Origin of the sequence: Saccharothrix variisporea (genome assembly GCF_003634995.1) — a bacterium.
GTDB lineage: Bacteria > Actinomycetota > Actinomycetes > Mycobacteriales > Pseudonocardiaceae > Actinosynnema > Actinosynnema variisporeum.
In genome coordinates this window covers 4,668,838-4,690,460 of record NZ_RBXR01000001.1, presented here as the reverse complement: position 1 = coordinate 4,690,460, position 21,623 = coordinate 4,668,838, and the positions used below count along the sequence as shown (strand labels likewise).

The following is a 21,623-nucleotide window of genomic DNA, read 5'->3' as shown; positions in this document are numbered from 1 at the left end:
AAAATCACGATTCGGTGAAACGATACGTTGCCCGGAACCGAATCGACCGGTGACCGGTCGAATGTGTCGCGGGCCGCAAACCCGGCGCTGTCTGGAGGGGTGACCTATGGAGCCGATCGAGCCGGACGAGTGGCTCAAGCAGTACGGGCAGAAGATCGAGGCGGCCAAGCGCAACGCCGAACAGGCCCAGGCGCAGCTCGGTGACGTCGGCGGCAGTGCGACCTCCCCGGACGGCCTCATCACCGTCAGCGTCAACGCCTCCGGCGCGCTGACGAACCTGATCCTGCGGCCCGGGCTGCGCGGCGAGGACCCGGAGCGCATCTCCGGCGCGATCATGACCGCCGTGGCGCAGGCGCAGCGCACCGCCGCGGGCCAGGTCGTGCAGATCATGACCGACTTCGTCGGCGACGGGCCGGCGCTGGACTTCGTCAAGCAGAACATGCCGAACGGCTATTCGGGTGACGAGCCGGAACCGGCGGAACCGGAATCCGAGCTGGAGCGTCGAGACACCAGGCCCGATGACGAGTACTTCACCAACCCACCCGACGTGATGGCCTGAGCCAGGGGGTAGAGGCACATGTTCGTGTCGTTCCACGTGAGCCCGGAGGAGGTCCGGGCCCACGCCGGCACGGTCGACCAGCTCGCACAGCGGATGCTCGCGGCCACCAAGACCGCCGACCCGTCGCTGTCGACCGACGCCTTCGGCATCTTCGGTTCGTTCCTGGCCTCGTTCCTGCTCAAGTCGGCGGGCCAGTCGCAGGACATCTTCGGCCAGGCCACCGAGACCATCGCGGACATGTGCCAGGGCCTGCGCGAGGTCGCCGACCTCTACGAGAACGTCGACCTCGACAACGCCTTCGGGTTCAACGGAAAGGCACGCGGATGACCACGCAGGCCACGACGCAGGGGCGGGACCCGTCCCACCTGATCGGCGACGTGCAGGGCACGGTCGCGGCGGTCGAGCGCGGCGACTGGGTGCAGGCCGGGCTGGGCATGGCCAACACCGCCATGAGCATCGTCGGCATGGCCTCCAACCCGCTGTCGGGCTTCCTGTCCGCCGGGTTCTCCTGGGCCATCCAGCACGTGGACTTCCTGCGCGAGCCGTTCGACGCGCTGCTGGGCAACCCGCAGGCGATCCAGAAGATGTCGAGCGACTGGGCGTCCGCGGCCAAGCAGATCGAGGGCATCGTCGCCGACTACCGGCGCACCGCCGTCGAGGAGACCCGCGGGTGGCGCGGCCGGTCGGCCGACGGCTACCGCGAGGCGGCCAAGAAGCACGCCTCCGGCCTGGAGACGCTGAGCAAGGCCGCGCACGGCATCTCCAACGCCGCCAAGGGCGCGGGCGAGCTGGTCGCGCAGGTCCGCAAGACCATCATGGACCTGATCAGCAAGGCCGTGTCGGACATGGTCATGAAGATCATCCAGTGGCTGTCGGTGTCCTGGCTGACCTTCGGCGCGTCCATCGCGGCGGCGATCGCCGACATCATCCAGATGGCGTGCAACTACGCCAAGAAGCTCGCGGACTTCCTGCAGAAGCTCGGCAACTCGCTCAAGAAGCTCATCGACCTGATCCGGCAGGTCGTGCAGATCATCAACACCGCCAAGCAGATCCTGCAGGCGATCACCGCGATGACCCACTCCAACAAGGGTGGCGGCGCGGGTGGCGGCGGTGCGGGCTCCCGGCCGTCGTCGGGTGGTCTGGGGCTGACCGAGGGCCAGCTCAACGAGATGGACCGCGGCGCCAACGACCGCTACACCTCCGGCAGCGGCGGTGGCGGCGGCACCAACACCAGCGGTGTGGGCGCCGGCTCCGGTGGCCCGCAGGTGAGCCGTCCACCGACGCTGGGCGGCACGCCGACCGGTGGCGAGTGGGGCTCCGGCTCGGGTCCCGGCGGCGGCTACACCACTCCCGGCGGCACGGGCGGCACGGTGCGCCGTCCTCCGCAGGTCGGCGGCGGCAGTGGCAGTGGCGGCAGTGGCGGCGCGAGCTCGGGCGGCCACTGGGAGCCGGGCCGGTGGGTGCCGGCGGCGTCGGGTTCGCCCGTCAGCCCGCCGCCGAACATCCTGCCGGGCGGCCCGCGTGACACCACGCACGCCACCAACACGACCCTGCCGTACGTGCCTTCGGCGAAGCCCTTCTCGACCCCCGACCTGGCGACCTCCCACGGAGGCGGCGGTGGCGGTCTCGGTGGTGGCGGCGGCCTCCCGGGTGGTTTCGGTGGCGGTGGCGGCGGTGGCCTCGGCGCTTCCGGTGGCGGTGGTGCCGGTGCCGGCCAGACCCTCCAGGCGGGCGGCGCGTCCGGCGTCCTCCCGCAGGGCTCGCACGGCGCGGCCGGCGGCGGTGTCCCGGGCGGTGGCGCGGGCGGCCGGGCCGGTGGCGCGGGCGGCGGCATGATGGGCGGCATGATGCCCCCGATGGCGGGCCAGGGCGGTCAGGGCGACGGCAAGGACCACCAGCGCAAGGTCCGGCTGGAAGGTGAGCCGCTGATCGACGAGCCGCCGAAGGCCGCGAAGCCGATCATCGGCGAGTGACCTGACCGGTTCGACCGGTCACGCAGGCCGGAAGGGGACCTCCTGGGCGGGAGGTCCCCTTTCGCTTACGCGCTCAGGGCGGCGAGTTCTGCCTCGACCCCTTGACGCACAACGGCTTCCCGGGCCTTGCGGTCCTTCGGCACCAGGCCGGTGCGGGTGCGGCGGTCCAGCACGTCGTCTGCGTCCAGCGCGCCTTCGTGCCGCACGGCCCACGCCACTTCGCCGATCTCCGCGACCTTGGTCGCCTCGGTGCCGTAGCGCGCGACCAGCTCGGCCGGTCCGGTGGCGATACCGGAACCCACCAGGGGCAACGACTTCGTGCGGCTCGGTGCCCTCGTCAGGCCGGTCGCGTCGACGGCGTCCGCCGCCATCCGCCGGTACGTCGTGAGCTTGCCGCCCACCACGGTGGTCACCCCGTCCGACGTGAGCACGGCGTGCCGCCGGGACAGGTCCGCGCTCGGCCCGCCCCCGGTGTCCAGCAACGGCCGCAGACCGGCGAACGCGCCCAGCACGTCGTCCCGGGTCAGTGTGCGCCGCAGCACGGAGGACGCCATGTCCAGCAGGAAGTCCACATCGGACTCGGGCACCGCGGGCACGTCCGGCACGGGGCCCTCGACCGGTTCGTCGGTCAGCCCTACGTACACCCGTCCGTCCCGTTGCGGCAGCACCAACCCGAAACGGTTGCGGGTCCCCGGCACCGGCACGGTCAGCGCGGTGTGGGTGATGCCCATCGTCTCGGCCGCCAGCACGAGGTGCGAGCCGCGGGACGGGCGGAGCTGCACGTCCACCAGGTTCCCGGCCCACACGCCGGTCGCGTTCACGATCGCGCGGGCCCGGATGGTGAGGGATTCGCCGGTCAGGACGTCGGTGACGTGCGCGGTCCGGCCGTCGAGGGCGGTGACGCGGGCGCGGGTGATGATGCGTGCGCCGAAGCCGGCGGCCGTCCGGGCGAGCGCCACCACGAGCCGGGCGTCGTCGACGAGTTGCCCGTCGTAGGCGAGCAGGCCGCCGCGCAGGTCGTGCGGGTCGAGGCCGGGGACGAGGGCCAAGGCCTCGGCGGCGGGCACGTGCCGGGGCCGGGGGAGGACGCGGCTCGGGGTCCGGGCCAGGCGGCGGAGGACGTCACCGGCGCGCAAGCCCGCCATGACGACGGGGTCGTGTGCCTTGCCGTGCAACGGAACCAGTTGCGGCAGCGGGCGCACGAGGTGCGGTGCCGTGCGGGTCATGAGGATGCCGCGCTCGACCGCGCTCTCGTAGGCCAGGCTTACCTCGCCCTGCGCCAGGTACCGCAGGCCGCCGTGCACCAGCTTGCTGGACCACCGGGACGTCCCGAAAGCCAGGTCGTGCGCCTCCACCAGGCACACGGCCAAGCCGCGCGACGCGGCGTCCAGGGCCACCCCCGCCCCGGTCACCCCGCCGCCGACGACCAGCAGGTCCACGGTCCCCTCGGCCACTTCGGCGAGCTCGCGGCGGCGGCGGACGGCGTTGAGCGAGGTGGTGGCGTTCGGCGAGGTGGTCACGACAGCGCCCCGTCCAGGAAGGCGGCCAGTTCCGCCACCAGGGCCTCGAAGTCCAGGTCGGTGGTGGCCGGGCGGACCGACAGCACCATCGACTGGGTGGTCAGCAGCACCAGCCGGGCCTGGGCGTGCGGATCGCCGGCGCGGATCGAGCCGTCGGCGTGGCCCGCCTCGACCTCGCTCAGCAGGAACGCCTCGATCAGCCGCTGCGTGCTGCCCAGGCGCTGCACCAGGTAGGGCAGCATCAGCTCGGCGTCCAGGTCCAGCACCCGGCGCATCAGCGGGTCGGCGGCCAGCAGGCGGATGCCCGCGATGGCCCGGGCCACCAGCCGTTCCCGCGCGGTCGCGCCGGCGGGTTCCTCGACGCGGGCCAGCAGCGCGGTGAACTCCCTGGTCATCAGGGCGCGCACCAGGGTGCGGACGTCCGGGAACCGGCGGTAGAGGGTCATCCGGCTCACGCCGGCGCGCTTGGCGATGTCCGTCAGCGTGGTGCGGCGGACACCGACCTCGACCACGCAGTCGCGGGCCGCGTCGAGGAGTGCGTCATCACTGTGACGTTGGGACGTCATGTGTCACACTGTAGCGGTGACCGAGCGCATCGACCACACCCTCCGGGGCAGGTGGACCCCCTCGACGGCCGAGCTGCCGCCGCACGCACTCAAGCTGCTCCGGCAGCGCACCGGCCTCACCGAGGTCCGCACCCCCGCGCGTCCGCTCGACGTGCCCGAGTCGGCCCTGAGCGCCGACGCCCGCGCCGCGCTGGACGCCGTGGTCGGTCCCGGGTACGTGCGGGTCGACCGCGACTCCCGGCTGGGGCGCGCCGGCGGGCTGTCCTACCTCGACCTGCTGCGGCAGCGCGGTGCCGACTCCCTCGCCGTGCCGGACGCGGTCGTGTTGCCCGCGACGCCCGAGCAGGTGACGGAGGTGCTGCGCGCGTGCGTGGAGCACGACGTGGCCGTGGTGCCGTTCGGCGGCGGGACGTCCGTGGTCGGCGGGGTGGCGGCGTTGCGCGGGGACAAGGCGTCCGTGATCGCCCTGGACCTGGTCCGGCTGGACAAGCTGGTGTCCCTGGACCCGGTGTCCCGGATCGCCGTCCTGCAGGCCGGGCTGCCCGCGCCCGAGGCGGACCGGCTGCTCGCGCCGCACGGGTTCACCGTCGGGCACGTGCCGCAGTCCTACGAGCGCGCCACCATCGGCGGGTTCGCCGCGACCCGGTCCGCCGGGCAGGCGTCCTCCGGGTACGGCCGGTTCGAGGAGATGGTCGAGGGCGTGCGGGTGGCCACGCCGGTCGGTGAGTGGCGGCTGGGCGCGGCGCCCGCGTCGGCGGCCGGGCCGGACCTCAAGCAGCTGGTGATCGGCAGCGAGGGCGCGTTCGGCGTGCTCACCGAGGTGGCCGTGCGGGTCCGGCCGCGACCGGTGGTCGAGCGGTACGAGGGTTTCGTGGTGGACGGTTGGGAGCGCGGGGCGTCGGTGGTGCGGCGGCTCGCGCAGCGCCGGGTGCTCGCCGACGTGACGCGGCTGTCCGATGTGGACGAGACCGACGTGTCGCTGTCGCTCGCGGGTGGCTGGAAGACCTCGGCGTTGAAGGGTTACCTGCGCGGGCGGGGCGTCAAGGAGCCGTGCCTGCTGATCCTCGGGTGGCACGGGGCGTCCGAAGCGGAGGTCAAGCGCCGGCGGCGGGAGACCGTGCGGGGCCTGCGGGCCGTGTCGCTGGGCAAGCTGCTGGGCGAGGCGTGGCGGCACGGCCGGTTCAACGGCCCGCGCCAGCGTGACGCGCTGATGGAGGTCGGCGTGTGCGTCGAGACGCTGGAGACAGCGACGCACTGGTCGCGGATTTCTTCTTTGCGCACGTCGGTCCGTGATGCGTTGAGGGACGCGTTGGGCGAGTGCATCGTGATGTGCCACATCTCGCACGCGTACGAGACCGGCGCGTCCCTGTACTTCACCGTCCTCGCCGCGCGCGACGCCGACGACCCGGTCGGACAGTGGCAGGTGGCCAAGGCCGCCGCGGGCGAGGCGATCAGCGGCGTCGGCACGATCAGCCACCACCACGCGGTCGGCACCGACCACGCCCCCTACCTGGAGGCGGAGATCGGGGCGCTGGGCGTGGCGGTGCTGGCGTCCGTCAAGCGGACACTCGACCCCACCGGCGTGCTCAACCCTGGCAAGCTCATCCCCGGCGGGATAGTTTCGGGCGGGTGACCGGTGACCTGCTGATCCGTTCCGTGCGGCCGTGGCCGAACAGCCTTGACGCGCCCGCGGTCGACGTCCTGTGCTCGGGTGGGAAGCTCGCGGGGTTCGGGCCGGACCTGGCCGCCCCGCCGGGCGTGCCCGAGGTGGACGGCCGGGGTGGGGTGCTGCTGCCCGCCTTCACCGACGCCCACGCCCACCTCGACTCGACCAGGCTGGGCCTGCCGTTCCGCCCGCACAGCGCCGGCACCGGCCTGGCCGAGCTGATCGACAACGACCGCCGCAACTGGCGGGGTGCCGAGCGGTCGGTGTCCGAACGCGCCACGCACACCCTGGGGCGGACGATCGCCGGCGGCGCCACCGTCGTGCGCAGCCACGCCCAAGTGGACGTCGACTCGGGACTGGAGAAGCTGGAGGGCGTCCTGGCGGCGCGCGAGGCTCTTTTCGACCGGGCTCACGTCGAGGTGGTGGCGTTCCCGCAGTGCGGGATCCTGCGCGAGAAGGGGACCGCCGAGCTGCTGGACGCGGCCCTGCGGGCGGGTGCGGACCTGGTCGGGGGACTGGATCCGGCGGGTTATGACCGTGATCCGGTCAAGCACCTCGATGTCGTGTTCGGGTTGGCCGAGAAGCACCAGCGCGGGGTGGACGTGCACCTGCACGACGCCGGGTCGCTGGGAGCGTTCCAGATCGAGCTGATCTGCGAGCGGGTGGCGGCTCTGGACATGCGCGGCAAGGTGACCGTGAGCCACGCTTTCGCACTGTCCACTGTGGATGGCGAGCGGCAGCGGGAACTGATCGAGCTGTTGGCCGAGCACGACGTGGCCGTGACGACGGTGGCACCTGGGGTGCGGGAACCGTTGCCGCTGCGGCAGTTGCGGTGGGCGGGGGTGCGGGTCGGTCTGGGGCAGGACGGCATCCGGGATTACTGGTCGCCGTACGGGAACGGCGACATGCTGGACCGGACCTGGCAGTTGGCTTATCGGAACGGGTTTCGGGCGGATGCCCTGGTGGAGATGTGCGTGGACATCGCCACCAGGGGTGGGGGGTCGGTGGTCGGGCGCACCCTGGGGTTGACCGAGGGTGCGTCTGCCGACGTGGTGGTGGTGCCGGGGGACACGGTGACTGCGGCTGTGATGGATCGTGCGCCTCGGACGTTGGTGGTGCACGAGGGGCGGGTGGTCGCGGCGGAGGGTGAGCTGGTCTAGGGACGGGTTTCGCGCTGGCGCGCTCTCGAGATGAAAAGCAGCGCTCGCCGCGCGGCAGGCCGCCAGCGGGGGGTGAAGGGCGTCGGTTCCCCGCCGTATGGCCTGGCGGAGCCAACCACATTTTGGGCCGGGTGCCGCTAAAACTTTTTGCTCGTTCCTCGCAAAAACTTTTGGCTGCACCCGACCCAAAATGTGGTAGCCCTTCGGGCAGGCCATACGGCGGGGGAACCGAGGCCCTCCACCTGTGGTTGGGACCACTGCACACCGCGCTGCGCGCGGCGGGGTGTGTTAGAAGGTCACCAGGGCCTTGCCGAGGTTTTCGCCGCGGAGCATGCCGAGGAACGCCTCCGGGGCCTTTTCCACGCCGCCCTCGGTGATGGTCTCGTCGTACTTCAGTTCGCCCGACGCGATCCAGCCGCCGACCTCCTTCACGAACTGCTCGCGCAGGTGCTCGTGGTCGGCGACCAGGTAGCCGCGCAAGGTCAGGCGCTTGCCCACGGCCAGGAACAGGTTGTTCGGGCCGGGCTTGGGTTCGGCGTCGTTGTAGACCGAGATCGCGCCGCACAGGGCGGCCCGGCCGTAGAGGTTGAACGCTTCCAGGGCCGCTTCCAGGTGGTCGCCGCCGACGTTGTCGAAGTACACGTCGATGCCGTCCGGGGCGGCCTTGGCCAGTTGGTCGCGCACGGGGGCGTTGCGGTAGTTGAAGGCCGCGTCGAAGCCCAGTTCGTCCACCAGGTAGTCGACCTTGGCGTCGGTGCCGGCGCTGCCGATCACGCGCCGGGCGCCCTTCAGCTTGGCGATCTGGCCCGCCACCTGGCCGACCGCGCCGGCCGCGCCGGACACGAAGACGACGTCGCCCTCCTTGAACGCGGCCACGTCCACCAGGCCCGCGTACGCGGTCATGCCGGGCATGCCGAGGACGCCCAGGTACGCGCCCAGCGGTGCCTGGGTCGGATCGACCTTCGTGGCGTGGGCCGCGTCGACCAGGGCGTACTCGCGCCAGCCCAGTCCGTGCAGGACGGTGTCGCCCACGGCGAAGCCCTCCGCCTCGGACGCGACGACCTCGCCGACCGCGCCGCCGTCGAGGGGTTTGCCGATCTGGAACGGGGCCACGTAGGACTTGCGGTCGTTCATCCGGCCGCGCATGTACGGGTCCACGCTCATCACGAGGTTGCGGACCAGGACCTGGCCCTCTCCGGGAGTGGGGACCTCGACCTCGGCCAGGGCGAAGTCGTCGAGGGTCGGGAAGCCCTGCGGGCGGGCGGCGAGGTGGATCTCCCGCGCGGTGTTCGGCACGCTCATGTCCCGTGCAACCACCGCGTCGGCCGCCCGTGTTCCCTCATTTCAGGGCTGTGACGCTGCGATAGGTGAAACCCAGGCGTTCGTAGACCCTGATAGCCGGGGCGTTGGCCCTGTCCACCATCAGGGCGCATTCGCCGTGCTCCGCCAGGAGGGCACCGACCACGTACGCGCAGATCCGGGTGGACAGGCCGCGTCCCCGGTGGTCGGGGTGGGTGGCCACGCCGGCGAGGAACCCGATGCCGGGCGCGGACCAGGCTTCGGCGGCCACGGCGACCAGGGCGTCGCCGACGTGGATGCCCGCCCAGCGGCGCGGTCCGCGTTCGTGCGGCCACACGTACGACTGGGGACTGGCCTTGCGCAGCAACGACTCCACGTCGTCCCACTCGTCCTCGCGCAGCCAGCGGACGCCGTCGGGCGCGGCGAGCGTGCCGGCGCGTTCCATCCACCCGAAGGTGCCGTGCGCGGGGTACTGCGGGAGTGCGTCGGCGGTCTCCGTGGTGACCAGCGGGGACAGGCCGGGCCGGTGGTGGGCGTCGAGGAGCGCGGCGATGTCGTCGGGGGGACCGGCGAGCACGAGCCGGTCGTGCCGGTTCAGGGCCGGGGCGTGGACGGCCACCGCACCACCGTGCGCCCACGCCGCCCCACCGCCGCCGGGCAGCAGGCTCTGGGCGGCCCACCGGACGAGCGGGTCCGGGTTCGCCGCCGCGACCTCCTCCGGGGTGTGTAGAACACGCATGTCCGCATCATCGCCGAGGGCCGGGGCCACCCGCAGGCGGATGCCGGCGTACTAGAGGCCCTTTCGGAATAGCGTGCGCTTCTGGAGGGAGTCCTCCAGCCGCTGGTGCGCCAGTTCCATCATCCCGTTGTAGTGCTCCTGCGGGCGCGGCGGCACGGACTCGTCCGGTGCGGGCAGGGGCTTCATGGTCAGCCAGCGCTCGTCCCACAGCAGGTCCAGCGCCGACTCCCACAGCAGGGTCACGCCGACGCGGGTCAGCATCTCCTGCTCCACGGCCTCCGCCATGCGGTCCTGGGACGCCACCAGCCGGTCCAAGGCCTCCTTGACCCGCTGCTCGTCCACCTCCCGCATGCGCTGCACGGACTCGCCCGCCAGCGCCACGATCTCCTTGTACCGCTCGACCGCGGAGACGGCCTCGACCTCCGGCACGGCGTCCCCACTGCGTTGCGCGGGCACGACAGAGGCGTGGCTGATCATGATTCCTCCCCGGTGTCGAACGGAATGACCACCTGCGGGCGCGAGTGCTCGAACCGGTCGAAGAACAGGCAGCGGTGCGGTCTGGGGGACCACGACATCACCTGCTCCGGACCGAACGAGATCAACTCCTTGCCCTGCACGTCGAACGCGAGCCACGCGCCGATGTCGTCGTACTGGCCCGGCGGCAGGCTGTTCTTCAGCCGCTGCACGCCCCGCCACCACCCGAGCAGGTGGGTGCGGTTCTCCGGGCCGTGCTTCAACACGGCGCGCAGACTGTCCACTCCGGACGTGCGAGTGGTGGGATCCTTGTTCTCCAGCAGGGTGTGCGCGGCGTCCACCGCGTACACCACCAGGTAGTGGGGCGGCAGCGGGGCACCTGTCTCGCCGGTCACCGACGCCGTCAGGCGGGCCGCCGTGCCGTCCAGCAGCGCCCGGATGCCCTCCAGACCGAACAGCTCCGCCGAGTGGCCCGCGTTCTGCAGCTGCTTGTACAGCTTCTCCGCGTACGGCCACGCGTCCTCGGCCAGGCACGCCAGGCTGAACTGCGCCTCGCCGGGTTCCCGCTGGCGGGCCAGGGACAGCGCCGCGCCGCCGAGCACGCCCGCCGCGTCCTCGGGCAGCGAGCCGATGACCGCGATGTTGCGCCCGGGGGTGCGCGGGAAGCGCACCTTCGCCGCGCTGCCCGCCACGTCGATGACCTGGCCCAGCAGCACGGTCGGGTTGGCCTCGCCGGTGCGCAGCGACTGGAAGTCCGGCAGCGACTGCAGCGACGGCACCTTGCTGCCGTCGAACAGGATCGGTTCGGCCAGGTCCGGCGGCCGGCGGCGGTGCAGCTCGGCCTGCAGCGCGTCGAACGTGCCCTTGCTCGTGGTGTCCGGGATGCGCGCGACCTCGTTGCCCGGCCGGACCCCGGACTCGTGGTTGACCACGGCGTGCCAGCGCGGCAGCTCCACGGCGGCGTCGTTCTGCGGCTCGGCCAGCACCCGGCGCGCCTTGGGCAGCGCGATCCGCACGGTGAACTGCTCGAAGATCGCCGACTTGCCCCAGAACCCCTCGATGCCGGACACGTCCTGGCTGGACAGCACCAGGTGGATGCCCTGCGACCGGCCGCGCCGGGCCACGTCCTCCAGCAGCTGGGTGGCCTGCGCGGTCACGCCGTCGCGCTCGCCGAACAGGTACTGGAACTCGTCGATGACGGCCACGATCCGGGGCCACCGGCCGTCCGGGTCCTCCTCGCGCAGCTGCTCCAGCTTGGTGACCTCGTGCCGCTTGGCCGCGTCGGCACGCCGGCGCATCTCGTCGGCCAGGAACTTCAGCAGCGCCACGCCGAACTCGCGGTCGGTGTTGACGTTCACGCCGACCAGGCGCGCGTGCGGCAGCCACGTCGGGTCCTTGCGGCCCGGCGCGAACTGCGCGAACGACACGCCCTCCTTGAAGTCCAGCAGGTACAGCTCCAGCTCGTCGGGGTGGTAGCGGGCGGCGAGGCTGCCGAGCATGGCGTAGAGGAAGTTGGTCTTGCCCGACCCGCTCGGGCCGCCGATCAGGGCGTGCGGCGAGGTGTCGCCCAGCGCCACGTGCACCGGCTCGCCCTCGTGGTAGCCGACCGGGGCCACCACGCCGGACGCCGAGCTCTCCTGCCAGAACCGCTCGGGCAGCAGGTCCTGGAACGTGCTCAGCCGCATCCGGCGCTCTTCGCGCTTGTCCGCGATGGCGGCGCAGGCGCGGGGCACGGCGGTGCGGGGGAACGGCGGGTCCAGGGTCACCACGACGTGCTTGCCGGTCATGGTGCAGGTGGCGGTCTGGTCGGGGTGGATGGTCACGGTCTCGATCGGCGAGTTCACCGTGACCGGGATGTCCACGATGATCAGCTGCACCCCGCACGCCAACCCGTTGCGCGCCACCCGTTGCAGCTGCTGCTGGTGCTCTTCCTTGAGCACCTGGCGGTTGCCGAACAGCACGGCCACCCGCCACGGCTCGGTGCGCCGCCCGCCCACCGACCGCACCGACTGGTGGCCCTCGACCAGCACCCCGGTGTGCACGCGGCGGATGTGGTCGGACAGCTCGTCCAGCAGCTCCTGCGGGCGAGCCGGGTCGTGCACGGTGAGCAGGCCCGCGCGGGTCAGCGGGTACAGGCCGGGCAGCGAGCCGGTGAGCTGGTTGACGTCCCACACGTGGACGTGCACCAGGCCCGGCTGGAAGTGGCTGACCAGGCGCAGCAGCAGGTTCTCCACCAGCGCGTCCGCCGCCTGCCGGCTGTCCGGGGTGGAGGAGACGTGCAGGTGCGAGTGGTCCAGCAGCGGCACGGCGACGGGGAACGACCGGGGCTCGGGCGCGCCGCGCACCACGCCGGTGCCGATGCGCCACAGCTCGGGCACGCCCTCGCTGCCGTCGGCGGTGCCGGGGGTGCCCAGCCAGGCCTCCGGCGGCCACGACGCGGGACCCGGCGCGACCGCGTTCACCAGGGCGGCCAGCCGGTCCGGCCCGCCCTCGGACCACTCGCGGAACGCGGCGACCCGGTCGATCAGCGCCTGCACCAGCTGCTGCTCGAGCGCCTTGTTCTTCTTCACCGCCTTCGCCAGCACGGGGTCGTCCTGCGCGCGGTCGACGCCCTCGCCGCGCAGCATGATCTCGAACATGTCCCGGGCGCGCTCGTCCACCAGCTGCCGCAGTTCGCGCGAGGCGTTGCCCAGCGCGGCGGCGACCGCGTCCCGGAACTCCTCGAAGGAGCCCTCGACCTTCCTGCGCCGCTCGTCGCGCCTGCTCACGTCACAGCTCCACGGCCAGGCGCTGGACGAGGTCCAGGCTGCGGACGATGAGGTCCAGCTCGTCGGCGAAGCGCTCGCGCGCCTTGGCGAACCCGTCGGGCACCAGCGGTTCGGGGTGGTTCGCGCCCGCGTCGGCGAGGAGGTCCACCGCCTCGTCCAACGCGCTCTGGGCCTCGCGGACACTGCGATAGGCGTCACGGAGCAGCTCGCAGCTCTGTTCGAGCGCGAGCCGCACCTCGGCGACCGACGTCACGTCACGGCCTTCACGACGCTCAGAGCCGGGAGTTGATGTTCTCGGCCTGCGCGATGCCGTTGGCCAGGAACTTCTGCAGGTCGGTGACGCCGCTGACGACCTCGGCGAACTGGCTGTTGGCCTGCTCGACGTCGGCCTGGGCGCTGCCCTGGGTGGCGGTGCTCAGCAGCGCTTGGGCGTCCTCGGCCAAGTCGGCCGCCTGTTGCAGCGCCTGGGCGCTTTGCCCGGCCTTGTCGACGGCTTGGGCGATCGCGGCGCGGACCTCTTCGATGCTGGCCATGTCGGTCCCGACCCCTCCCACAACGCTGGAGTTCCTATAGTTGAAAGTAGTACCGAACGTTTCACGATTCACAAGCAAGATCGGCTGACCGGGTGGCGTGTGAAACCCACTCGATCGGATTAGCGCTGTTGATCTCAGTCGGGCGCCGTCCACACGAATGCCGAGGCCGGTGTCGCGGACAGTTCCAACGCCGTGATCCCACTTTCTGGGACAGGCGTTGCTGACCAGCGCGTTATGGCCGACTCACCCGACCACTCCACGGGCGTCCACCCCGTTCGGCCCAACGACGAGACCGCGCCCTGTAGCGCGACCGTGGGCGAATCCACACTCGACCCGAGGTCGATGTGCACGCTCAGTAGGTGCCCATGTGGAGCCACTCGGGTGATCTTGCCACTTCGCGCGACCCGGCTCGCTACCGCCCGCGCTTGCCACTCGGCCCCGGCGGACCGGTCGGCGGCGACGTCGACCCGCAACAGCAGCCGGGTACCCCCGCCGACCGGCGCAGCAACATCGGCAACCGGGCGATCTTCCCCGTTTTTCGCGGTTTCGGTTTCGGGTCTGCGTTGTGGGTCCCCGCCCGCCCACGCCTCGATCAACAGCCGTTCCGCGCCCGGGACGATCCCGTCCAGCAGCGGCTGGTCCTCCAGCACGGTCCACGCGGTGGGCGGCTCGCACGCGACCCGCGGCATGGGGAAGTCGTCCCCGAGCGACCGCACGAACATCCGCACCGCCCGCGCCAGCGCGCCGGCGACGTTCTGCGTGGCCCGCTCGCCGCTGACCAGCGACACCGTCACCGACCAGCACCCGGGTTCCTCGTCGGAGCAGTCCCCGGCCGCGACGACCCGCCCGCCGACCCGCCGCAGCAGACCGGCGCAGGCGGTCCGCGCCTGCTGCTCGTCGTCGGCCGCGACCACCACGGTGATCAGCAGCTCCAGGTCTTCGCCCACCATCGCAGCACGAATTGTCCACGAACCGCGCCGGCCCCCGCACGCCGCCTGGTGGCACTCGTGGCCGCGCGACGCCAGTCGCGCCTTCGGGCAGAGCCTTGACCTGGAGCGCGCTCCAGCCGGTTGGCTGTGCGTCATGACGAACAACCTTCAGGGCAAGGTCGCGCTCGTGACCGGGGCGTCTTCGGGCATCGGCGAGGCGACGGCGATCGCGCTGGGCAAGGCCGGGGCGTCGGTGGTCATCGCGGCTCGACGCGCCGACCGGTTGGCGGCGGTGGAGGCGCGGTTGGCCGAGGAGGGGGTCAAGGTGCTGACCCTGGAGCTGGACGTGACCGACGAGGCCGCCTGCCGGGCCGCCGTCGAGCGGGCCGTCGAGGCGTTCGGCGGGCTGGACGTGCTGGTCAACAACGCCGGCGTGATGCTGCTGGGCGGGGTCCTGGGCGCGGACACCGAGGAGTGGCGGCGGATGGTGTCGACAAATCTCCTCGGCGTCATGTACCTCACGCACGCCGCCCTGCCGCACCTGATCGAACGGCGCGGCGCGCTCATCCAGATCTCTTCCACCGCCGGCCGGGGCGCGCGGCCCGGTGCCGCCGTCTACGCGGCCACCAAGTTCGGCCTCAACGCGTTCAGCGAGGCGCTGCGGCAGGAAGTGGCCGCGCAGGGCGTCCGGGTCGTCGTGGTCGAGCCCGGCGTGGTGGAGACCGAGCTGCGCGAGCACATCACCGACGAGAACGCCAAGAACGCGCTGGAGGACCGGATCGCCGGCATGCGCCAACTCCAGGCCGACGACATCGCCGCGGCCGTCCTCTACGCCGTCACGCAGCCCGAGCACGTGTCGGTGAACGAGATCCTGGTGCGCCCCACCGATCAGCTCTGGTGAAGTATCCGCTGGACGAACGCCACCACGTCGTCCAGCACCTCGTCCCGGTTGGTCTCGTTGAACAGCTCGTGCCGCGCGCCCGGGTAGATGCGCTCCTCGAACAGCAGGCCGCGGACGCGGTCGGTGCCGGTGCGGGTGTCGGCCAGGGGCACCAGTTCGTCGGCGTCGCCGTGCAGCCACAGCGTCGGCAGGTGCTCCAGCGTGGGGCCGTAGTTCACCTCGTCGAGCGCGCGTTCCAGCGCTTCCAGCGTGGGCCGCTTGAACGGACCGTGCCAGACCAGGGGGTCGGCGGCGTACTGCTTGCCGACCTCCGGGTCGCGGGACAGCACGTCCGGGTCGATCGGGGTGTCCGGGATCTCCGGCAGGGACAGCACGTCCAGGCCCTGCCACGTGCCGAGCACGGGCGCGGACAGCACCAGTGCGGTCAACGGGTTCCGCTGCGCGTAACGAGTGGCGATCAGACCGCCCATCGAGTGTCCGATGAGGACGGTCGGCAGGTCGGACGCGGCCGAGCTGACCGCCGCGCCGACGTCGGCAACCACGCCGTCGAAGTCGGTGATCAGCACGGGTTCGCCCTCGGACTTGCCGTGCCCGACGTGGTCGGCGGCGACCACCAGCGCGCCCGCCTCGACCAGTCTGTCGGCCACGTGCCCGTACCGCCCGCCGTGCTCGCCGTAGCCGTGCACGAGCACGGCGAGCCAGGTGGCGTCGAGGTTCGGCCAGGTGCGGACCGCGAGCTCCCCGGCGTGGCCGGGGACGTTGGACTCGATCACCTAAGCAGCGTAGAACGCGCTGATCTCGATCTTCCCACCGCCGCACACCGGGCCCAGGCCCCACGCCACGGTCATCGGCTGCGTCTCGTCGGGCGGGATGGCGGCGGCGCCGCTGGCCTCGGGCTGGCACGGCTGGTCCACCGGCTCGTCGCCGGAGGGCACGACGTTCCAGTGCAGGTTGGCCGCCGCGCTCGCACCGGGCGCCAGCGGGACCGGTGCCGGGCCGGGGTTCGGGGTGCGCTGGAGGTCGGTGGGCACCGGCTGCCCGTTGGCGTCCTGGAGCTGGAAGCCGCTGTAGCCGTTGAGCGTGCACGGCACCTGGCCGGTGTTGGTCACGACGAACTTGCCGTACCGGTTGCCCGCGCCCGCGTCGGTCGGCTCCACCTTGCCGCTCAGCGTCGCGGCGGTGCACCGGCCGGTCGCGGGCGCGGCGGTAGTCGGGGACGTCGGCGGGACGGGGGCGGCGGAACTGGTCGAGGACGGGGTGAGGGACAGGGTCTGCTGGTCGGCCGCCTGCCGCGGGCTGCCGCACGCGGCCAGCGCCACCAGGGCACCGCAGCACACGAGGAGTCGCCTCATGTCCACCTCCTGGTCGTGGTCCTACCAGGAGGACGTACCCACCCGCCGAACGGTTGGGTGCGGCGGGGAAGAATTCACCGGATCGGGCGCATCACGGACGGTTCTCGACCCAACCGTGGGGTAGCACCGGCATCCCGTCGACGCCGGCGGTCCACAGGTAGGTCCAGCACACGCGTCCGTCGGGCATGGTCACCCGGATGCGGCGGTACTCGTCGCCCTCGTACTCGTCCAGCACGGGCAGCGCGTCCTCCGGGGACTCCAGGCGCAGCACGTGACCCGGCACGCCGGGGCCGTCGCCCGGTCGCAGCGCCGGGTAGCCCGCGCCGGTGTCGTGCAGGGAGCCGGGCAGGCGGGCGGGTTCGGGCTCGCCGGTCACGAACGGCTCGACCAGGTGCCAGGCGCGCATGCCGGGCTGGAGGGTGCCGTAGACGAACAGGCGGTCCGGCCAGTCGTCCGGGGTGGGGTCGCCGTGCACCGGGGTGACGTCGAGGCCGTCGGTCTCGGCCGGTCGTCCGCCCATGGTCCACGCCCTCCGCTGGTCCACGTCCGCGCAGCGCACCGGACGCCCGTTGACGAGCAGCGGCATCCGCCGCTTGCCGGCGCCGGTGTAGGCGAGCACGGAGTCCACCACGGCGCCGTCGAACAGCGTGACGCGTCCGGTGTGCACGCGCACCAGTCGGTACCGCAGCCCGCGCCCCTCGCAGCGGTCGAGGACCCGGAGCTGGTCGGCGGTGGCGAACCACACCGCGTGCTCCTCCTCGACGCCGGGCGCGGCGGCCAGGGTCGCGGGGCGCTGCCCGTCGCGGGCGCGCAGCCCGGCCGCCCACACGGCGGCGAACCCCTCGCAGCGGGCTCGGAGCACGACCGCCGGGCCGGTCAGTCCGAGTTCTTCACGCAGCCACGTCACCTTGGCCGGGTTGGCGTTGGAGCCGTAGGCCAGCACCGGCATCCGGCCCGCCAGGGGTGGTTCGCCGTGGTCGGCGAGCCACTCGTCCAGGTCCTTGCCGTCCGGTGCGACGCGCCAGCCGGAGTCGGCGCCCGGGTCGGGTGTGACCGGCCAGCCGGCGCCGTCGACGTGCACGAAGCAGTGTCCCGGCCGAGCTCCCGGATAGGGCTCGGCCGGGTGGGTATCGTCCGTGAAGGGCTGCGTCATGACCCCATTCTGGCAAAGCTCACATGGAATTCACGTCGTGTTGGGTTTTCTGCGACCGCAAACACCCGACGTTTCCTCGCGTTTCTGTGCGCCGACCGGGTGATCCTTGGTCGAGCTTGAGCGATACAGATCGGAGTTCTGAACGTGATCGGTCACACGTTCTCGGCGCGTCGGGCGTCGTAGGCGTCCTGCGCGGCCATGAGGTGGGGCAGGTTGTCCTCGATCCACGTGAACAGACCCCTGATCCGTTCCGCCGCCTGGGTACCCAGCGGGGTCAGGGAGTAGTCCACGTGCGGCGGGATCACCGGGTGGACCTCGCGGTGGACGAGCCCGTCGCGCTCCAGCGCCTGGAGGGTCTGGGCGAGCATCTTCTCGCTCACGCCCGCGACCTCGCGCCGCAGCTCGCTGAACCGCCGCGTCCCGTCCAGCAGCTTGCCCATCACCAGGCTGCCCCACTGGCCGGTCGCATGGTTGGCGATGACCCGGGACGGGCAGTTGCGGTCGTACACATCACCATTGGTCGCCACTCCGACCACTCTACCTGCTCGCTTTCTGATCGGTAAGTACCCCACTCGAAGGTGGGTACTTACGAATAGTTAGCGCCCTCTCTAGCGTTGCCGGCATGACCACGTTGATCACCGGCGCGACCGGCCACCTCGGCTCCCTCATCCTCAAGCACACCCTCGACCGGCTCCCGGCGGCCGACCTGGCCGTGTCCGTGCGCAACCCCGACAAGGCCGACCTGCCGGTCGAGGTGCGCCTCGGCGACTTCGCCCGCCCGGAAACCCTGGCGACCGCGTTCGCCGGCGTCGACAAGCTGCTCCTGGTCTCCGCGGACGGCCCGGACGAGGTGCGCGTCGAACTGCACCGCAACGCCGTGACCGCCGCCGTCGAGGCGGGCGTGCGGCACATCGTCTACACCTCGGTCACCGACGCCGACACGTCGCCGCTGAGCCTGGCCAAGGTGCACAAGGCCACCGAGGAGATGATCCGGGCGACCGGCGTGCCGTTCACCTTCCTGCGCAACGGCATGTACCACGAGAACTACACCGGCACCCTCGGCCACGGCCCGGTCGTGGCGGCGGCCGGCGACGGGGTCATCGCGAGCGCGTCCCGTGACGACCTGGCGCTGGCGGCGGCGGTCGTGCTGAGCACCGAGGGGCACGAGAACGCCGTCTACGAGCTGACCGGTGCGCGCGCGTGGGGCTTCGCGGAGCTGGCGGAGTTGGCCGGGACCACGTACCAGCCGGTGGGCAAGGCGGAGCGGGTGGCGGCGCTGGAGGGCTTCGGGCTGCCTCCGTTCCTGGCGGAGCTGATCACCGACATCGAGGTCAACATCGGCGCGGGCGCGCTGGCCGAGGTGCGGCCCGACCTGGAGAAGCTGATCGGCCGGACGCCGACCCCGATCGACGACGCCGTCCGCGCGGCCCTGGCCTAGTCGCCCGCCACCAGGAGCGCCGCGTCGATCTCGGCGTGCGCACCGGGGTTCTCGTCCCACCACTTGGCGTAGACGGGGTTGCGGGGCAGGACTGCCTTGTAGGCGCGGGCCGCGCACGCGAAGACGTCGTGTGCGCGGCCCGCCGCCGGCCCCTCCCGGCGGGTGGCGAGCATCAGGTCCACCATCAGGGGCGAGCCCTTCAGCGGGCGGATCACGATGCCGTCGCCGCTGCGGGACTGGGGCAGGGCGAAGGACACCGCGCCGTTGGCCACCAGGCCCCGGGCGGTCGAGGCCTCGTTGACGTGGTGGGTCAGCCTCGGCGTGAAGCCGGCCTCGGCGCAGGCGTTGAACATCTGGAGCCGGTTGCCGACCAGCTCGTCCGGAGGGGTCACCCAGTCGCGGTCGGCGAGCTGGGCCAGGTCCACCTCGTCCTGCTCGGCCAGCGGGTCCCACTCCGGGAGCGCGACGAACTGCGGTTCGCTGATGAGGCGGCGGATTTCCAGGCCGCGCAGTTCCCGGCGCTCCATGCCTTCGAACCGGTCCAGCACCCCGAGGTGGACCTGTCCGGACACCAGCAACTCCAACAAGTCCGAGCCACCCGGCATGATCTCGGTGCGGACTTCCGAACACGGGATCGTCCGCCGCAATTCCTCCACGAAGTGGCCAAAAAAGAGCGTCGGCACGCCACCCGCGATGAGCGGCCCCGGAGTGCGGTCGCGGGTGCGTTCCTTGGCCAGGCTGACCAGCTGCTCCACCTCGTCCAGCACCAGCCGGGCCGTGCCGACGACCTGTTTGCCGAGGTCCGTGGGCACGCTCCCGCCGGGCGTCCGGTCGAACAGCTGTCCGCCCACGATCCGCTCGACCGTCCGCAGCTGGGCGCTCATCGCCGGCTGCGTCAGGCCGAGCCTGGTCGCGGCCTTGGTGAGGCTGCCTTCTTCGGCGATCGCGCACACCGCGCGGAGGTGGCGCAGCTCAAGCTCGGGCATAACGCTCTTCTATCCCCCTTTTGTATGAGCCGCCACCCCTCACGGACGCCATAGTTGGCGAAGTCCCCGTGAAGTGGAGAGGAAGACATGCGTCGCGCCAGCCAGATCTACTAGAAACAGACGCAACACAGCTGTGGCCCTCCCGTCCTGACGAGCGACCCGAACCCCGTTTACGCGGGCGGTTGGTCCGGTGGACGCCCGGGACCCGGTGAGTGGCCGAGGGGGTGCGAGGCGGACGTCCCCACCCCGTTGCGGGCCGCCGGTCGTGACTGCGGAGTAGCGACCGGCGGCCCCGCCGCGTTCTGGGTAGCGTCGAAGGCATGTCAGTAGTGGACAGCCCCGTCGGCTGGGTGAACAAGCACATCAAGGACTACATCGAATCCGATGGCGAGAAGGGCCACGAGTGGCGGCCCGGCGTCTACACGCTCCTGCTCACCACGACCGGCCGGAAGTCCGGTCAGCCGCGCCGCACTGCCCTGATCTACCAGCCCTACGGCGACTCGTACGTGGTGGTGGCCTCCTACGGCGGCTCGCCGGACCACCCCGCCTGGTACAAGAACCTCGTCGCCGACCCGACCGTCCAGGTCCGCGTGGGCGACGACGAGTTCACGGCGACGGCCCGCACGTCCACCGGGGACGAGCGGGCCGAGCTGTGGGCGCTGATGAACGAGGTGTGGCCGGACTTCGAGTCCTACCAGCGCAAGACCGACCGCGAGATCCCGGTCGTGGTCCTGGACCGCACCTAGATCCGCACGGCGGCGCCGGTGACCCGGACCCGCCGGTCGTCCTGCCGGACGTCCACGGTCAGCTCGCTGGGACGACCCATGTCCACGCCCTGGTGGATGGTGATCGTGCGGTCGCCGGTGATCAGGCCCAGGTCGCGCAGGTAGCCGCCGAAGGCCAGCGCCGCCGCGCCGGTGGCCGCGTCCTCCACGACCCCGCCGACCGGGAACGGGTCGCGGGCGTCGAACACGTCCTCCTCGCGCTGGAACACCAGCTGCGCGGTGAGGGCGTCGTGCTCGCGCAGGAGGTCGGCGAGGGCGTCGAAGTCGTAGTCCAGGTCCTTGAGCCGGGTCCGGGTCTTGACGGCCAGCACGAGGTGGTGGCCGCCGGCGAACGCCCAGTGCGGTGGGAAGCGCGGGTCGAGGTCGTCGCGGGACCAGCGCAGGGCCGTCAGCGCGCGGTCGAGGTCGGCTTCGGTGGCGGGCTCGGTGGAGGTGGGCACGCTGGTCAGCGTCGCGGTACCGTTCCCGGCTTCGACCTCCACCAGCCCGACCGGGGTGTGGAACCGCAGCGTGCCGGTGGTGCCGAGGGCGACCGCGGTGGCCACGGTGGCGTGCCCGCAGAACGGCACCTCCACCCGCGGGCTGAAGTAGCGGACGTCGAACTCGTCGTCTTCCGGGCGCGGGAGCACGAAGGCGGTCTCCGAGTACCCGACCTCGGCGGCGATCGCGAGCATCGCGGCGTCGTCGAGCCCGGTAGCGTCGAGGACGACACCCGCGGGGTTGCCGCCGGCCGGGTCGGTGGTGAAGGCGGTGTAGCGGAGCACGTCGGTCATGCCACCAGGGTGCGGCACGACGTCCATCGAATCCAACGATTCTCTCCGA

At 72.0% G+C, this 21,623-nt stretch carries 23 protein-coding genes; 8 read left to right on the top strand and 15 right to left on the bottom strand.

The genetic code is table 11. The features are described 5' to 3' along the window. Nucleotides 1-106: 106 nt before the first annotated feature. The 3 genes from DFJ66_RS20880 to DFJ66_RS20870 are packed head-to-tail and all read left to right on the top strand — an operon-like array spanning nucleotide 107 to nucleotide 2,532. Nucleotides 107-559: a YbaB/EbfC family nucleoid-associated protein gene (locus DFJ66_RS20880; protein WP_121223364.1), complete on the top strand. Its 453-nt coding sequence runs from the start codon at nucleotides 107-109 to the stop codon at nucleotides 557-559. An 18-nt stretch (nucleotides 560-577) separates the two neighbouring features. Next, a complete protein-coding gene (locus DFJ66_RS20875) occupies nucleotides 578-886 on the top strand; it encodes a type VII secretion target (protein ID WP_121223363.1) in 309 nt (102 codons plus the stop codon). Next, nucleotides 883-2,532 (top strand): WXG100 family type VII secretion target, encoded by a 1,650-nt coding sequence (locus tag DFJ66_RS20870; RefSeq protein ID WP_121223362.1) that lies wholly within the window; start codon nucleotides 883-885, stop codon nucleotides 2,530-2,532. Before DFJ66_RS20875 ends, DFJ66_RS20870 begins: the two co-directional genes overlap by 4 nt. A 65-nt stretch (nucleotides 2,533-2,597) precedes the next feature. Here DFJ66_RS20870 and DFJ66_RS20865 read toward each other — a convergent pair whose 3' ends face one another. After that, the gene (locus DFJ66_RS20865; protein ID WP_170199562.1) at nucleotides 2,598-4,052 is read right to left on the bottom strand and encodes a glycerol-3-phosphate dehydrogenase/oxidase; all 1,455 of its coding nucleotides are present in this window, start codon (nucleotides 4,050-4,052) and stop codon (nucleotides 2,598-2,600) included. Continuing rightward, nucleotides 4,049-4,618, bottom strand: coding sequence for a TetR/AcrR family transcriptional regulator (locus DFJ66_RS20860; RefSeq protein WP_121223361.1), 570 nt, complete (start codon nucleotides 4,616-4,618; stop codon nucleotides 4,049-4,051). The genes DFJ66_RS20865 and DFJ66_RS20860 overlap by 4 nt, the downstream gene beginning before the upstream one ends. A 16-nt stretch (nucleotides 4,619-4,634) precedes the next feature. On the opposite strand from DFJ66_RS20860, the gene DFJ66_RS20855 reads away from it, so the two are divergent. Beyond that, complete coding sequence (locus DFJ66_RS20855; protein ID WP_121223360.1) at nucleotides 4,635-6,251, top strand: FAD-binding oxidoreductase; 1,617 nt, start codon at nucleotides 4,635-4,637, stop codon at nucleotides 6,249-6,251. Continuing rightward, a complete protein-coding gene (locus DFJ66_RS20850; RefSeq protein ID WP_121223359.1) occupies nucleotides 6,248-7,444 on the top strand; it encodes an amidohydrolase in 1,197 nt (398 codons plus the stop codon). Before DFJ66_RS20855 ends, DFJ66_RS20850 begins: the two co-directional genes overlap by 4 nt. Before the next feature lie 288 nt (nucleotides 7,445-7,732). Here DFJ66_RS20850 and DFJ66_RS20845 read toward each other — a convergent pair whose 3' ends face one another. The 7 genes from DFJ66_RS20845 to DFJ66_RS20815 form a co-directional block, all read right to left on the bottom strand. Beyond that, nucleotides 7,733-8,746 (bottom strand): NADP-dependent oxidoreductase, encoded by a 1,014-nt coding sequence (locus tag DFJ66_RS20845; RefSeq protein ID WP_121223358.1) that lies wholly within the window; start codon nucleotides 8,744-8,746, stop codon nucleotides 7,733-7,735. Between the two features lie 37 nt (nucleotides 8,747-8,783). Continuing rightward, entirely contained in the window at nucleotides 8,784-9,482 is a 699-nt protein-coding gene (locus DFJ66_RS20840; RefSeq protein ID WP_121223357.1) for a GNAT family N-acetyltransferase, read from the bottom strand. Nucleotides 9,483-9,533: 51 nt separating this feature from the next. Further along, entirely contained in the window at nucleotides 9,534-9,959 is a 426-nt protein-coding gene (locus tag DFJ66_RS20835) for a hypothetical protein (protein WP_121223356.1), read from the bottom strand. Further along, a complete protein-coding gene (locus DFJ66_RS20830) occupies nucleotides 9,956-12,724 on the bottom strand; it encodes an FtsK/SpoIIIE domain-containing protein (protein ID WP_121223355.1) in 2,769 nt (922 codons plus the stop codon). Before DFJ66_RS20830 ends, DFJ66_RS20835 begins: the two co-directional genes overlap by 4 nt. A gap of 1 nt (nucleotide 12,725) precedes the next feature. Next, on the bottom strand, nucleotides 12,726-12,977 hold the full coding sequence (locus DFJ66_RS20825) for a hypothetical protein (RefSeq protein WP_121223354.1): 252 nt from the start codon (nucleotides 12,975-12,977) through the stop codon (nucleotides 12,726-12,728). Nucleotides 12,978-12,996: 19 nt separating this feature from the next. Further along, nucleotides 12,997-13,257: a hypothetical protein gene (locus DFJ66_RS20820; RefSeq protein ID WP_121223353.1), complete on the bottom strand. Its 261-nt coding sequence runs from the start codon at nucleotides 13,255-13,257 to the stop codon at nucleotides 12,997-12,999. 134 nt (nucleotides 13,258-13,391) lie between these two features. Next, nucleotides 13,392-14,207 (bottom strand): hypothetical protein, encoded by an 816-nt coding sequence (locus tag DFJ66_RS20815; protein WP_121223352.1) that lies wholly within the window; start codon nucleotides 14,205-14,207, stop codon nucleotides 13,392-13,394. 133 nt (nucleotides 14,208-14,340) lie between these two features. Here DFJ66_RS20815 and DFJ66_RS20810 point away from each other — a divergent pair, with 133 nt between their 5' ends. Continuing rightward, the gene (locus DFJ66_RS20810; RefSeq protein WP_121223351.1) at nucleotides 14,341-15,087 is read left to right on the top strand and encodes an SDR family NAD(P)-dependent oxidoreductase; all 747 of its coding nucleotides are present in this window, start codon (nucleotides 14,341-14,343) and stop codon (nucleotides 15,085-15,087) included. Here DFJ66_RS20810 and DFJ66_RS20805 read toward each other — a convergent pair. The 4 genes from DFJ66_RS20805 to DFJ66_RS20790 form a co-directional block, all read right to left on the bottom strand. Continuing rightward, complete coding sequence (locus DFJ66_RS20805; RefSeq protein WP_121223350.1) at nucleotides 15,075-15,860, bottom strand: alpha/beta hydrolase; 786 nt, start codon at nucleotides 15,858-15,860, stop codon at nucleotides 15,075-15,077. The two genes, DFJ66_RS20810 and DFJ66_RS20805, sit on opposite strands and share 13 nt — an antisense overlap. After that, the gene (locus DFJ66_RS20800) at nucleotides 15,861-16,439 is read right to left on the bottom strand and encodes a DUF4232 domain-containing protein (protein WP_121223349.1); all 579 of its coding nucleotides are present in this window, start codon (nucleotides 16,437-16,439) and stop codon (nucleotides 15,861-15,863) included. It lies immediately after the preceding gene. A 91-nt stretch (nucleotides 16,440-16,530) separates the two neighbouring features. After that, nucleotides 16,531-17,592, bottom strand: a complete 1,062-nt coding sequence (locus DFJ66_RS45310) for a gamma-glutamylcyclotransferase (protein ID WP_121223348.1) — start codon at nucleotides 17,590-17,592, stop codon at nucleotides 16,531-16,533. A 152-nt stretch (nucleotides 17,593-17,744) separates the two neighbouring features. Further along, nucleotides 17,745-18,119, bottom strand: a complete 375-nt coding sequence (locus DFJ66_RS20790; RefSeq protein WP_121223347.1) for a winged helix-turn-helix transcriptional regulator — start codon at nucleotides 18,117-18,119, stop codon at nucleotides 17,745-17,747. Between the two features lie 95 nt (nucleotides 18,120-18,214). Between DFJ66_RS20790 and DFJ66_RS20785 the strand changes: the two genes are divergently transcribed. Then, the gene (locus DFJ66_RS20785; protein WP_121223346.1) at nucleotides 18,215-19,030 is read left to right on the top strand and encodes an SDR family oxidoreductase; all 816 of its coding nucleotides are present in this window, start codon (nucleotides 18,215-18,217) and stop codon (nucleotides 19,028-19,030) included. Here the strand turns inward: DFJ66_RS20785 and DFJ66_RS20780 are convergent. Then, complete coding sequence (locus tag DFJ66_RS20780) at nucleotides 19,027-20,016, bottom strand: LysR family transcriptional regulator (RefSeq protein WP_121223345.1); 990 nt, start codon at nucleotides 20,014-20,016, stop codon at nucleotides 19,027-19,029. The genes DFJ66_RS20785 and DFJ66_RS20780 overlap by 4 nt on opposite strands. 320 nt (nucleotides 20,017-20,336) lie before the next feature. Here DFJ66_RS20780 and DFJ66_RS20775 point away from each other — a divergent pair, with 320 nt between their 5' ends. Then, nucleotides 20,337-20,762: a nitroreductase family deazaflavin-dependent oxidoreductase gene (locus DFJ66_RS20775; protein WP_121223344.1), complete on the top strand. Its 426-nt coding sequence runs from the start codon at nucleotides 20,337-20,339 to the stop codon at nucleotides 20,760-20,762. Here the strand turns inward: DFJ66_RS20775 and DFJ66_RS20770 are convergent. Next, nucleotides 20,759-21,574: a PhzF family phenazine biosynthesis protein gene (locus DFJ66_RS20770; RefSeq protein WP_121223343.1), complete on the bottom strand. Its 816-nt coding sequence runs from the start codon at nucleotides 21,572-21,574 to the stop codon at nucleotides 20,759-20,761. The genes DFJ66_RS20775 and DFJ66_RS20770 overlap by 4 nt on opposite strands. Between the last annotated feature and the right edge of the window lie 49 nt (nucleotides 21,575-21,623).

Excerpts from the sequence above, each read along its gene's own strand:
- DFJ66_RS20880 (WP_121223364.1), top strand. The coding sequence starts at position 107 with ATGGAGCCGATCGAGCCGGACGAGTGGCTCAAGCAGTACGGGCAGAAG.
- DFJ66_RS20875 (WP_121223363.1), top strand. The coding sequence starts at position 578 with ATGTTCGTGTCGTTCCACGTGAGCCCGGAGGAGGTCCGGGCCCACGCC.
- DFJ66_RS20870 (WP_121223362.1), top strand. The coding sequence starts at position 883 with ATGACCACGCAGGCCACGACGCAGGGGCGGGACCCGTCCCACCTGATC.
- DFJ66_RS20860 (WP_121223361.1), bottom strand. The coding sequence starts at position 4,618 with ATGACGTCCCAACGTCACAGTGATGACGCACTCCTCGACGCGGCCCGC.
- DFJ66_RS20845 (WP_121223358.1), bottom strand. The coding sequence starts at position 8,746 with ATGAGCGTGCCGAACACCGCGCGGGAGATCCACCTCGCCGCCCGCCCG.
- DFJ66_RS20840 (WP_121223357.1), bottom strand. The coding sequence starts at position 9,482 with ATGCGTGTTCTACACACCCCGGAGGAGGTCGCGGCGGCGAACCCGGAC.
- DFJ66_RS20835 (WP_121223356.1), bottom strand. The coding sequence starts at position 9,959 with ATGATCAGCCACGCCTCTGTCGTGCCCGCGCAACGCAGTGGGGACGCC.
- DFJ66_RS20820 (WP_121223353.1), bottom strand. The coding sequence starts at position 13,257 with ATGGCCAGCATCGAAGAGGTCCGCGCCGCGATCGCCCAAGCCGTCGAC.
- DFJ66_RS20815 (WP_121223352.1), bottom strand. The coding sequence starts at position 14,207 with ATGGTGGGCGAAGACCTGGAGCTGCTGATCACCGTGGTGGTCGCGGCC.
- DFJ66_RS20810 (WP_121223351.1), top strand. The coding sequence starts at position 14,341 with ATGACGAACAACCTTCAGGGCAAGGTCGCGCTCGTGACCGGGGCGTCT.
- DFJ66_RS20800 (WP_121223349.1), bottom strand. The coding sequence starts at position 16,439 with ATGAGGCGACTCCTCGTGTGCTGCGGTGCCCTGGTGGCGCTGGCCGCG.
- DFJ66_RS45310 (WP_121223348.1), bottom strand. The coding sequence starts at position 17,592 with ATGACGCAGCCCTTCACGGACGATACCCACCCGGCCGAGCCCTATCCG.
- DFJ66_RS20785 (WP_121223346.1), top strand. The coding sequence starts at position 18,215 with ATGACCACGTTGATCACCGGCGCGACCGGCCACCTCGGCTCCCTCATC.
- DFJ66_RS20780 (WP_121223345.1), bottom strand. The coding sequence starts at position 20,016 with ATGCCCGAGCTTGAGCTGCGCCACCTCCGCGCGGTGTGCGCGATCGCC.
- DFJ66_RS20775 (WP_121223344.1), top strand. The coding sequence starts at position 20,337 with ATGTCAGTAGTGGACAGCCCCGTCGGCTGGGTGAACAAGCACATCAAG.
- DFJ66_RS20770 (WP_121223343.1), bottom strand. The coding sequence starts at position 21,574 with ATGACCGACGTGCTCCGCTACACCGCCTTCACCACCGACCCGGCCGGC.